The sequence below is a fragment of the Anaeromassilibacillus sp. 1001302B_160321_C8 genome, from assembly GCF_015554745.1.
In the GTDB taxonomy this organism is placed as follows: Bacteria; Bacillota; Clostridia; order Oscillospirales; family Acutalibacteraceae; genus Anaeromassilibacillus; species Anaeromassilibacillus stercoravium.
In genome coordinates this window covers 106,690-118,552 of record NZ_JADNJD010000004.1, presented here as the reverse complement: position 1 = coordinate 118,552, position 11,863 = coordinate 106,690, and the positions used below count along the sequence as shown (strand labels likewise).

General features: G+C 51.2%; 10 protein-coding genes. 5 read left to right on the top strand and 5 right to left on the bottom strand.

Annotated features, from left to right (window positions below):
- The first annotated feature begins 145 nt into the window (after positions 1-145).
- Together I2E77_RS04410 and I2E77_RS04405 are read left to right on the top strand one after the other, a co-directional pair.
- The gene (locus tag I2E77_RS04410; RefSeq protein WP_195450684.1) at positions 146-1,885 is read left to right on the top strand and encodes a hypothetical protein; all 1,740 of its coding nucleotides are present in this window, start codon (positions 146-148) and stop codon (positions 1,883-1,885) included.
- Positions 1,886-2,082: 197 nt separating this feature from the next.
- Positions 2,083-2,469 carry a hypothetical protein gene (locus I2E77_RS04405; RefSeq protein ID WP_087230908.1) on the top strand — a complete coding sequence of 129 codons (387 nt, stop codon included), beginning with the start codon at positions 2,083-2,085 and terminating at the stop codon, positions 2,467-2,469.
- Positions 2,470-2,653: 184 nt separating this feature from the next.
- Here I2E77_RS04405 and I2E77_RS04400 read toward each other — a convergent pair whose 3' ends face one another.
- From I2E77_RS04400 to I2E77_RS04385, 4 genes are all read right to left on the bottom strand, one after another.
- Positions 2,654-3,847 (bottom strand): FprA family A-type flavoprotein, encoded by a 1,194-nt coding sequence (locus tag I2E77_RS04400; RefSeq protein WP_087230911.1) that lies wholly within the window; start codon positions 3,845-3,847, stop codon positions 2,654-2,656.
- A 193-nt stretch (positions 3,848-4,040) separates the two neighbouring features.
- Complete coding sequence (gene rd, locus I2E77_RS04395; protein ID WP_087230914.1) at positions 4,041-4,202, bottom strand: rubredoxin; 162 nt, start codon at positions 4,200-4,202, stop codon at positions 4,041-4,043.
- A gap of 154 nt (positions 4,203-4,356) precedes the next feature.
- Positions 4,357-4,602: a hypothetical protein gene (locus tag I2E77_RS04390; RefSeq protein ID WP_087230917.1), complete on the bottom strand. Its 246-nt coding sequence runs from the start codon at positions 4,600-4,602 to the stop codon at positions 4,357-4,359.
- 297 nt (positions 4,603-4,899) lie between these two features.
- Complete coding sequence (locus tag I2E77_RS04385) at positions 4,900-5,430, bottom strand: phosphatase PAP2 family protein (protein WP_243252522.1); 531 nt, start codon at positions 5,428-5,430, stop codon at positions 4,900-4,902.
- A gap of 330 nt (positions 5,431-5,760) precedes the next feature.
- Between I2E77_RS04385 and I2E77_RS04380 the strand changes: the two genes are divergently transcribed.
- Positions 5,761-8,391, top strand: a complete 2,631-nt coding sequence (locus tag I2E77_RS04380) for a calcium-translocating P-type ATPase, PMCA-type (RefSeq protein ID WP_195450683.1) — start codon at positions 5,761-5,763, stop codon at positions 8,389-8,391.
- Between the two features lie 75 nt (positions 8,392-8,466).
- Here the strand turns inward: I2E77_RS04380 and I2E77_RS04375 are convergent, their stop codons facing one another.
- Positions 8,467-9,465 (bottom strand): SDR family oxidoreductase, encoded by a 999-nt coding sequence (locus I2E77_RS04375; protein ID WP_087230922.1) that lies wholly within the window; start codon positions 9,463-9,465, stop codon positions 8,467-8,469.
- Between the two features lie 145 nt (positions 9,466-9,610).
- Between I2E77_RS04375 and I2E77_RS04370 the strand changes: the two genes are divergently transcribed.
- Together I2E77_RS04370 and I2E77_RS04365 are read left to right on the top strand one after the other, a co-directional pair.
- Positions 9,611-10,126, top strand: a complete 516-nt coding sequence (locus I2E77_RS04370) for a hypothetical protein (RefSeq protein WP_140400321.1) — start codon at positions 9,611-9,613, stop codon at positions 10,124-10,126.
- Between the two features lie 43 nt (positions 10,127-10,169).
- Entirely contained in the window at positions 10,170-11,858 is a 1,689-nt protein-coding gene (locus tag I2E77_RS04365; RefSeq protein WP_087230928.1) for a cadherin-like beta sandwich domain-containing protein, read from the top strand.
- Positions 11,859-11,863 lie beyond the last annotated feature (5 nt).

Here is an 11,863-nt window from a genome sequence, read left to right as displayed (position 1 = left end):
TTGGAAGCGCGAGTTGCGCGAGACATATCTCTGGTCGTTAAAGCGCAACCGGGGAATGATGGCTCTATTCGCAGCATTGCTGTTTCTAGCTTTTCCGGTCTTGTTATTATTTGGCTTGGCCAACGCAAACATCCGCATGGATCCGATGACACTCGAGGTATATGGGGTTTCCGCACAATATGCGAGCGTGTTTGGGGACATGACGGGATTTGCAATGACCCTGAGCGTTCCCACATTATGCGCCCTGTTTACCCTTCTGTTCGCTGTCCAGCTGTTCCGCTATATGCACATGAAGCGGAGCGTAGACCTGTTCCATTCGCTTCCAGTTCGCCGGTCGGCGATGCTTCTGGGGCGCATCCTTGCCGGGTTGACCGCGCTGTATATCCCTTTGGCGCTCAATGTGGGAATTGCGTCTTTGATCGCCCTATGCTTTAACATAGAAAATAAGGGAGGGCAGATCGGCGATCTGTTCGTGCAGATGCTCGGCCTGATGCTGGTTCTGGCGGCTGCCTTTTTGTTCTGTGTGTTGATGGCCGTCTGTACGGGCACCACGCTCGATATGGTCCTTTCCGTGATTGGCGTCAATATCGCATACCCTATCCTGGTTTATTCCTCCGTGTATTTGGTCAGCTGCCTGCTTCCGGGGTTCAACATGACGGTGAATCTGGACAATACGCTGTTGGTGGCCTTGGCCCCCTTCGTCGGTATTTTCCTCCACGCATCGGATGTTCCAACTTTTTTTGTTTGGTGGGCCATTTTGGCCGTCTTTTTGCTCCTCTCAAGCGTCTATTTATATAGAAGGCGGAAAAGCGAGTCTGCGGAGAATACCTTTGCATTCCAGATACCCAAGGGCTTGATCCGTTTCCTGATTACAGCGGTAGGTGGTTTCGGGCTGGGTTTTATCCTGTTTTGGTACAATTCCAGCACGGCCAACTTCCTGATCGGACTGCTGTTGGGTTCCCTTGCAGCGCATGTCGTGGTGGAGGCGATCTATTCCCGTGGGTTCTCCCGTATGAAACGGAGCTTTGCAGGGTATGCTGTATTTTTGGGAGCGTTCATTGTCTTTTATGGCGTGGTGGCCACCGGCGCGTTTGGATATGTCGACCGTATTCCTGCCATAGAGGACATTGAAAGCGTTTCCTTTGAAGACAATACGTACTATCAGGAATTCGGTTCCGACCATTTCGACATACAGGGAGAGCAATATGAAAATCTTGCTTCTGTGAAGCCTGAGATCTGTCAGGTGGAAAATGTGGAAAAAGTTTTAGAGTTCCACCGGTCTGTGGTCGAATTCCAAAAGCAGGCGGGGTTCCCGTTCCGCATGAGCCAGGGCGGCGGGATACAGTATCAAATCGTATACCACTTGAAGGATGGGAGCACTTTCCAAAGGGAGTACCAGTGGAGCCCATTCAATACGCCAAATGCCGAAGAGAATTCGCAGCGTCTGCAACAGCTCAGTTCGGACATTGTGAATTCGGAGGAGTATAAGACGAGTGGAAACCTGTTGTTCTATCTGGAACCGGGTGATATCAGCCAAATTGAGATCGAAAACTATGATGAGCAATCCGACATGGCCGCAAAGACATATCGTTTGAACGACGCACAGAAGCAGGCGCTCCTCGAAGCTTTGCGCCAGGACACCTTGGATCTTGATATTACGAACCGCGAGGATTTCAGCGGGCGGGTAGCCTGCCTATATCTACGATGCGGAGATGAGAACGGGCTGTTCCAACCGGCGGAAGGCAGCAAGCTTAAGAATTTGGTGGGGGATTATACGGGAAAAATCCAGGTGTCTATCAGCCCGTATACCCTTACGGAGAACCAAAAAGATCTTGCGGTGGTACAGCTCCTGGAGGAACAAGGTTGGACCGCAGAAGAAAGCTGACAGGAATTTGTAAGAATTTTTTCTGGTTTTTTGAAAGAAAAGCTCTGTATCATGTGTATTACAGATAGAGGCTTCTAAGTTACTTAGGATTCTACTTTTACGGGATCAGAACTTGGCGGTTTTGGTGGAGCCCGTGAAAACAAATGATTAATGGAAGGGAGGAACGCCCCGGGCATGAGCAGCGGGGACGGCGACAGATGAAAAAATGGATGGCGATGGCTTTTATAACGCTGTTTTGTGTTGCGGTACTGTGTGGATGTGGAGAACAGGAACCCTCCGCAGTGGTGTATCGCGGCGGAGCAGCAGCCCCTCTGACGACGTTGACCGCGGAAGCCCCTTTGAATATGCTCGATCAAATGCTCGGGTCGGCTCAACCGGCGAAAGAACCCCCATTCCTACCCGCAAATTCCGATTATGAAGTGCGCCTCCAGCCCCAAGAAAATGGAGAGACACAGAATATTCAGATTTGGCTACAGCAAAATCAGGTATATTTGCGTAATGGAAGCGGGGAACTGATGGTGTCCACAAAAGTGGATGCCCCGGCGATCAACAATCTTTTTGAGAGCGGGCAGGCAAATGTGTAAACGGCTGTGCATCGCGATCAGTAAAGGAGGCGGGGAAGGAATATTCCGGTTATGAATCAAACAGAAAGCGGCGCCGATGTCGAAAAGGACATGGACGCCGCTCTGTTCATTTTAATTAAGAAACGGGCGAATGCAGCCGTGCATTTGCCCGTTTCTCCATGTATACAGATTTATAAAGTACGGATTACTTCAGATTGGAAACGACTTCTTTTGCATATGCGCGCATCGCGTCGAAGTCCTCTTCGGTGGGCATAAAGCAAACCCGCAAGCCATCGCCAATAAACTTGAATTTGAGGTGTTCCATGCGGGACTTGATCATCGGAACCGCTTCGCCGCTCCAGCCATAGGAACCAAATGCGCCGACGGGCTTTTGTTTGGTATTGATGGCGTCCACAGAGGCCAGAACGTCCCAAACCACCTTCGGAGCATCGCGGTTGATGGTGCAGGAACCGACCAGCAAGGCGTCCGCTTCATTGGCCAGTGCGGCTGCCTCCGACAAAGGCGTGAACACAACGTTCATCAGGCGGACATCCAGATCGGGGTTCTTTTTGAGTTCATCATAAGCAGCCTGTGCCAGCTTGGTGGTGCAGCCGTATGCCGAAGCGTGGAGGATTCCAACAACCTTCTTTCCAGACGGCGCAGCGGGCGTGCTCCACTCGCGGTAGAGGCCCTGGATGCGGGAGATGCCCTCCACCAGGCAGGGACCGTGGCTGGGGCAGACCATTTCGACCGGCAGATCCTTGATCTTGTCCAGGCCGGCGAGCACATAGGGCTTAAACGGCCCAAAAATGCAGGCATAGTAGTAGTTCACTTCGCCGAGATACTGCTCCGGATAGTGGATATTGCTGTCCAGCATGGTGGGCTCGCAGAAATGTGCGCCGAGGAAGTCGCAGGTGAACAGAACCTTCTGCTGCGGCATCCAAGTGAACATGGAATCCGGCCAATGCAGCAGCGGCGCAACAATGAATTCCAGCTCTTGGCCACCGATGTCCAGTTTATCTCCGTGTTTGGCTACAATGCAGGGGAAGTCGTGGTTTGCGATCGCGCGCAGGTATTTCTGAGCAGCGGTCGTGCAGACAACCGTGATATTCGGGTTCTTTTCCAAAAGCTTTGCCACAGAACCAGAGTGATCCGGCTCGGTGTGGTTCATGATCAGATAGTCAATTTTCGAGATGTCTACAACACTCTGGATGTTGTCCAGATATTCGTCAAAGAAATTAGCTTCAACGGTCTCCACCAGGACGTTCTTCTCGCCTGTGATCAGATACGCGTTGTAGCTTGTGCCATAGCGCGCTTCCATTACAATGTCAAACACACGCAGCGACGGATTTAAAACACCAACAGAATAAAGATTTTCTTTCAACTTAATTGCGCTCATTGTTACCATTCCTTTCCAGATGAAACATAGAGAAGCCCACCCACACGGTCGCTAGAACAGGGAGTGGAAGCTTCGTCCCGCCGGAAGGAGAAAACACTCCTTCCAACGCAGTCCAAAGCTTCTTTTGTCCCTTTCGCCACACTTATGGGCAGGCAAAATGCATCGCTCTTTGGTTCGCTTCCTCCAGCTACCGTTAGTCCTGGGGTTCAAACATATCCTTTCCTACACCACAGAGGGGGCATACCCAATCCTCCGGGATATCCTCAAAAGCAGTGCCGGGTTGGATGCCGCTGTCCGGATCGCCAACAGCGGGGTCATATACATAACCACATGCAGTGCAAACATATTTTTTCATTTTGCAAGACTCCTTACTATAAATAAATTTTGCTTTGATCATTTTATTATCGTTCGCTTTGTACCCGCTTTTATGCAGGTGTACCCCTCATCCGTCAAAAAATGGGCTTTTTTGGAAGGGATCATCTACAGTATAATCAAACCCCACAGGAAAGTCAATAGGAATGATTATCAAATTTGAAATCTTCCAAGTAATCCTTTAAGTTGCAGGGAAATGCCATCCCTTCGTATAACAGTTTGACGCACTTTTCAGCGAAGCGTAAATCTGAAGAGATAAAGCCGCAAGCTCTTTCAAACTTACATGAAGTGATCTCGATGCAATATCCATCTTCTGCATTTCCCAAGAGATCATAATGCAAACTGGTATTGGGCAGATCGATGTCTCCAATATGCTTCGTCAATGTTTCACATCCTCCTTTTTTCTAAAAAATTTATCAGTGATATAAATTCACCAAAGTTACTGTTATTATGATAGAGGAAAAGAGAAAATAAAGCAATAGGAGAAAAATGAAATATTCAACAAAACAATTGTTTACGCAATATCTTTGCAGATTTGCTATATAGGATGATATATCTTGTGTCGAATGGAAGAGGAAAAGGTAGAATTTACGTTTAAAAGGAAACGGTTTTGCAAAAAAAAGACCGCATATTGTATATATTTTTCATAAATATAAAAACAATCTGTATAAACAAGTCTACTAAAAGTATTTTTTCGAATATTTATGCTGCCAAGCCTGGCTTCCTTTGTAAAGCAATACCGAACATAAAATTCCAAGTATTGCGCCGAAGATCACATCGGTCGGGTAGTGGACGAACAGAAAAATACGGCTGAAAGCAATCAGAAAAGCCAATACAAGAGCCGCAATTCCAGCCTTTTTGTGGTGAAAACACAGCATGGTTGCCACAGCAAAGGAGGAAGAAGAATGGTTGGATGGGCAGGAATAGCCGCTTGGCGGAGGGATCAGCAAAAGGACGTTGGGGTTGTCCACAAAGGGACGGGGACGCGCGATGATGGGCTTCAAAATGAATTCCCCTAGAAGAAAGGTGGCTGCCAATGTTAACAGCAGCATCCCACCACAACGGCGGTATTTTTTGGTCAGAAGTAGGGCGGCAATTAGGCATAGCCAAACCAGCCCATGGTTTCCTAGCATTGTAACAATGGGAAAAAAGACGTCGGTAAAAGCGGTGTGCAGGTTTTGCTGCACAAAATTCATGATGGCATAATCCAACCCCTCGCCCCCTTTTAAGGATTTCTTTTGTTCTGAAATAGGGACACGATCAATAGCCCCTGTGTAATGCTTTCTTTTGAAAGGATTAGAAAAGGCAGCAGGCAAATAAGGGACTCTAGAAATTTCAACCATAAAAAGGAAAACGTGCCAACCGCTGCGTTTTAAAAATCCTATATAGGCATTATAGCATACCCTATTTGGGATGCAACAGCGAATTTATGGGGGAATTGCCCGGATCGGAGGATAATAGTTTGCATACCCCCCGCATAGAATGAAAAGAAAGGCAATGAAACGTTACGCGCCGCCCGGCGGCGATAGGAGGGAGAACGGTTGGAGTGGCAATGCTTAACAAGGGTAGAATGTGAAAAACGGCTGGGAACCAGCGCGCAAAACGGGCTTCCTACCCGGGAGGCCAGAAACCGGTTAAAGGAATTTGGGAAAAACGAATTGGAACCACCGAAAAGAAAAAGCCTTTTGCGGCGGTTCTTGGCGCAATTTTCGGATTTTATGGTGATTGTCCTGCTGATTGCAGCGGGAATATCGTTTGTGACCTCGTATTTGCAGAAAGATCAAGATTATATCGATGCCATTATTATATTAGCAATTGTTGTCATCAATGCGATTACCGGCCTGGTTCAGGAAAGCCGTGCAGAAAAGGCAATTGAGGCGCTGAAAAAGATGAGCAGCCCACACGCCCGCGTGATACGGGATGGAATCGAACGGAACCTGGCTGCCGCGGAGATCGTCCCCGGCGATCTTGTTCTATTAAAGGCAGGGGATTTGGTCCCGGCCGATCTGCGGTTGACAGAAGCGCATGATTTGAAGGCGGAGGAAAGTGCTTTAACCGGGGAGAGCCTTCCGGTGGAAAAACATGCGGGACGGACGTATCCCCCTGACACGCCGCTGGGGGACCGGCGGAATCTGCTGTATGCCAATAGTTCCATTACCTCGGGCCACGGGAAGGGCCTGGTGACGGCAACAGCCATGCAAACCGAGGTTGGGCGCATTGCGCATATGATTTCGGACCAGGAAGCGCCCCAGACGCCGCTTCAGCGCAAGCTGGAACAGACGGGAAGATGGCTGGGGATTGGCGCTTTAATCATCTGTGCGGTGATCTTCCTGATGGGGCTGTTCCAGCATATCAAGCCGTTGGAGATGTTTTTGATCTCCATCAGTTTGGCAGTTGCGGCAATTCCGGAGGGCCTTCCGGCGGTTGTGACCATTGTATTGGCCATCGGTGTCCGGCGGATGGCGGCAAAGCGCGGGATTGTGCGCCGGATGCCGGCGGTTGAGACGCTGGGAAGCGCCAGCGTCATCTGCTCTGACAAGACGGGGACCTTGACGCAAAACCGGATGACGGTGGTGGAACTGGCAACCGCCTCCGGGAAGCTGCGTATGGATTCGGCCGAGGGCCAAAACCTTTTGAAATTGGCCGTGCTGTGCAATAACTGTACCGTCTCCGGCGGCGCTGTACACGGCGACCCCACTGAGGCCGCACTGGTGCATGCCACTCCTGTTTCAAAAACGGAACTGGATGCGCTGTATCCGCGGGTTTTGGAGATCCCCTTTTCCTCCGAGCGCAAGATGATGACCACTGTACATAAAATTGGGAATGGGAAATACCGGGTGGTCTCCAAAGGGGCGCCGGATATCCTGATGGCCCATTGCACCAGCCGGTCAGCCGCGGCGCAGAACGAAGCGATGGCGCGCCGGGCGCTGCGTGTGTTGGGCGTTGCGTATAAAGATCTTCCGTCGCTGCCAACCGATCGTGCCAGCTTGGAAAAGGACCTGATCTTTTGTGGGTTGATCGGGATGATGGACCCACCGCGCCCCGAAGCGAAGGAGGCGGTGGCGCTCTGCCGGAAAGCCGGGATCCGTCCCATTATGATCACAGGGGACCACGCTGCCACAGCAGCGGCTATCGCAAAGGAGCTCGGTATTTTAACGCCGGGGACTTCGGTAATGACCGGGGAGGAGCTCAACCGGATTCCCCAGCAGGAACTGACGCGGGATATTTACCAGTATGCGGTTTTTGCACGTGTATCGCCAGAACACAAGGTGCGCATTGTGCAGGCATTCCAGGCCCGCGGCGAAGTGGTCGCCATGACCGGCGATGGCGTCAATGATGCGCCGGCTTTAAAGACCGCGGACATCGGATGCGCGATGGGGCAGTCCGGAACCGATGTGGCGAAAGCTGCGGCGGATATGATCCTGGCGGATGACAATTTCGCCACCATTGTTTCGGCTGTGCGCGAAGGGCGCGGCATCTTTGAAAACATCAAGAAGACAGTCCATTTTTTACTTTCCTGCAATATCGGGGAGATCTTGACCGTGTTTGTCAGCTTCCTGCTGCATTTGCCGACGCCGTTGCTTGCCATCCAATTGCTTTGGGTGAATTTGGTGACGGATTCATTGCCTGCTCTGGCTTTGGGCGTGGAACCGATCGACCGGGATATTATGGAGCGCAAGCCAGTAAAGCCCACGCAGAGCATCTTTGCCGGAGGGATGGGGTACAATATCCTCGTAGAGGGATGTCTCATCGGCGCGATGTCCCTCTTGGCTTACAGCATCGGGCGGATCTTTTTCGATATCGACCCTGCGTCCCCGGTCATTGGGCGTACGATGGCATTCGCCGTGCTCAGCTTTTCCCAAGTGGTACACACGTTTAATATGCGGTCGTCACAGTCCGTTTTTCGAGCGGGGATTTTCCGCAACAAAAAGTTGGTTTTGGCGGCAGTCGTGTGTGTTGTTTTGCAGCTGAGCGTCATCGTCATTCCGCCATTGGCCCAGATTTTCAAGACGGTTGCCCTGGTACCCCAGCAATGGCTGATTGTCACAGCGCTGGCCTTTGTCCCACTGGTTGTTGTGGAACTGGAGAAGGCGGTTGGGCGTGCAGCGGAGAAGAGAAATGAACGCCGCAGAAAGGCCAAAGGGCATTCTGCACCGTCGATCCATATATAAACAGCACACAATGGCATGGATGATAGGGCAAATAGAAAGGGCGGCCTAACCATACGTTAGGCCGCCCTGATCTTTTTAAAAGCTCCGTACACAAGAGGAATATGCCTTAATGACGCGGTCGCACCAAGCGTCGAATTCTGGGTCTGCCTTTTGGCATTCCGGATGGGAGCGCACATATTCCACCGTGCGCCTTACGCCTTCATCAAAACGCACCGTGGCGAAAAAGCCCGGCACAAGCCGTTTGATTTTGGAATTGTCAAAGATCACCGAGTTTGCTTTATCCCCCAAGAGCGTCCCTAAAAGCTCCGGACGGAGCGCAGACAGCAGGTCGGACGAGATATGCTGCAAAATAGGCTCAACGCCGAGCGCACGCCCGATCGCTGCAAATGCTGCATTCCATGTGAGCGTCTCATCGCTGGTGATATGGACCGCTTCCCCAATCGCATGAGGGTTCCCCATCAGGCCATAAAACCCTCTGGCGAAATCCGTATTGTGGGTAAACGTCCACAGGGAAAGCCCGTCGCCATGCACAATGACCGGCTTCCCCTCCAGCATCCGGGCAAGCACCTGCCAGCTCCCTTGCGCGCCATGGATGGCGACAGGAACGCTGCAGTCCCCATAAGTATGGCTGGGGCGGACAATGGTGACGGGGAAGGCGGTGGAACGATAGGCTGCCATCAGCAAAGTTTCACAGGCGATTTTGTCGCGCGCATACTGCCAATAAGGGTTGTACAGCGGGGTACTCTCTGTAATAACCGGGTGTGCCAGCGGCTTTTGATAGGTGGAGGCGGAGCTGATAAAGATGTATTGGCCGGTCCGCTCTTGAAAGAGGCGGATATCGCGTTCCACCTGTTCTGGACGGAATGCAACAAAATCCACGACGACGTCGAAGGAACGGCCCTTCAAAACGGAAAAAGCGCGGTCTTCATCGTTTACGTCACAAATCAGGCGTTCAGCGCCTTCCGGGCCATTTCCGCTGCGTGTGAGAAGCGTGAGTTCTACGCCCTTCTCGATGGCCAGGGAGGAGATGGCGCTGCTGATGGTTCCTGTCCCGCCGATAAAAAGTGCTTTCATGTTGCATGCTCCTTTTCTTTGTATTATAATAGTAACGATATTTTTACGTATATTTTCGACCTCATTGCCCATGGTAACATAAATACATGATAGAATCCATCGCTTTTTAAAAGACAGTGATGATTTTTCGAAGGAAGGAATGTTCGTGCTAAGAGATTTGTCGGGCCTCCAGATATTCCTCTGGAGTGTAATTATCATTGCAGCATGGCACGTGGCGGTATTCTTAGCTTGCGTTAAGATCCCCACCGCTTTTTTTGATGCCACTAAGTCGCGCTACTTGCCGAAAAAATGGGAGAAGGGCGGGCGCTGGTATCGGGATAATTTGAAGATTCAACTTTGGAAGGATAAATTGCCGCAGCATATCGGGAAAGGCGGCTTCTCCAAGGCACATTTGACAGATGTCTCTATTGAATATCTGGATGAGTTTATTATGGAGACCTGCCGCGGGGAGTGGATGCACCTTACCAACTGCCTGTGCGGAGTCGTGATGCTAGTGGTCAATTCCCTAGGGATTGGGCTTCTGTTTGCGTTTTTGATTTTGTTGGGGAATTTGCCGTTTGCCGTGATCCAACGGTATAACCGGTTCCGCTTGCAGATCCTCAGGAAACGCCGCTTGCGGGAATTGCGCACGACGGAGGCCATGGAAACAGTGACGGCCTGATTACCGGGAAACGATAGGAAACAGAAAATGGAGGAGGTACACAATGCTGCAACGGGTATTGGGACTCCTCCTTTCAGTTATTGCCCTTTTTCATTTAGGAACGGTGGCGGCTGCAGCTTCCTTGGAGACGGAAACACCGTTTGTATTCTCGGTAGATAGGGAGTCCTACTATGGTGGGGAACGCATAGAATTGACCGTGGATACCACAACGGCCCAAAAGGACATTGCGGGCTTTTGCGTTTCCATCGCGTACGACGATACCCGCCTTTCCTTTTTGCGTGTAGAACCGTCCAGCCAGATCAAAAATAAAACCTTGCAGACAGATGGGACGAACAATCCTGTGCGTAGCACGTATGTGTGTAATGTGGATTTAGGCCATGCACCCGCTCTGTCCGGAACCATTTTAACTTATGTTTTTGAGGTGAATGAGGGGGCTCCGGCTGGCGAAACAGAATTGGAGGTCGTGGTCGATCAAGTTTGTAACTGGCAAGGGGAACAGCTGGATTCCCGTTGTGAAGGGAAGGCGCCGCTTGAAGTGCTCCCGCCAAAATCGGACAGAGCATTTTTGGAGAGTTTGGAGCCATCCTCGGGAAAGCTGTCCCCATCCTTTTCAGCCGATATCTATCATTATACCTTGGATGTCCCATATCGGGTGTCGAGCGTTACATTTGACGCGCAGGCAGGGGAGAATGGAACGGTCAGTGTCAGCCGGAAAACGCTGCAAAAAGCCGGATCAACGACTTCGATTACCATTACCGCCACTTCGGAGAATCAAAAACAGAAGACGCAATACCTTGTGGACGTCAACCGGGCCGAAGAACCGGAGGAACCCGAATGGGAAGCTTATTTGGCCGAACTGATCCCATCGGCCGGGGAGCTGCGTCCAGCCTTTTCGCCAGACGTGACCGAATATGCGTTGGATGTCGGCGCGGACGTACAGTCTTTGACCTTTCAGGCAAGGGCGGGAGAGGACGGTTCGGTCAGTGTCAGCCGGGAAAAGCTGAATCGCGCGGGGACTTCGACGGAAATCAAAATTACCGCTGTGTCATTGGACAAAAAGAACCGGCAGGTGTATACGGTTACTGTGAACCGGGCGTTGGAAGAATCCGCTTCCGCCGCATCATCCCCGTGTTTTCTCACCGCGTTACAGCCGTCCGAAGGGACTTTGGAGCCGCCATTTTCCCCGGACATTTTGGAATATACATTACCCGTGGATTCGGATGTGCAGTCCGTGACCTTTCAGGCGAACGCCTCGGAAGGGGCAACAGTTTCCATCAATCGAAAGACGCTCTATAAGGCGGGAAGCACCACGGAGATCGTTGTAACCGTACGTTCGGAGGATCGCAAAACAACAAAGCAATACACGGTGTCCGTTGTTCGTGCGGAAGAAGGCGGTTCGGCTTCGGAAAGGGCGGGGGCCGGCGGCACAGGGATGGCGGGCGGCAATTCCGGCTCGAATGTCGCTGCAAAATCGAATGATGGGGAGTCCCCACAAAGCGGAGAAGAGCCTTATATTCCTTTCAAGGTGGGCGAAACAGAGGAAGCGGCAGAGAGCGCTGCGGAGGCTGGCGTCCCTTTGGGCCAAACGGAAGAAGGAACAAGGGAAACCGTTTTTCGAGAAAATAACCAATTTTCGGCTTTTGTGGCAGGAATGGTTGCCGCAGTTATCTGTGTTGCATTGGGGATGGGGCTGGTTTTCCTCTATGAAAAGGGGAAAACGAAAAAATTATAAAAAAG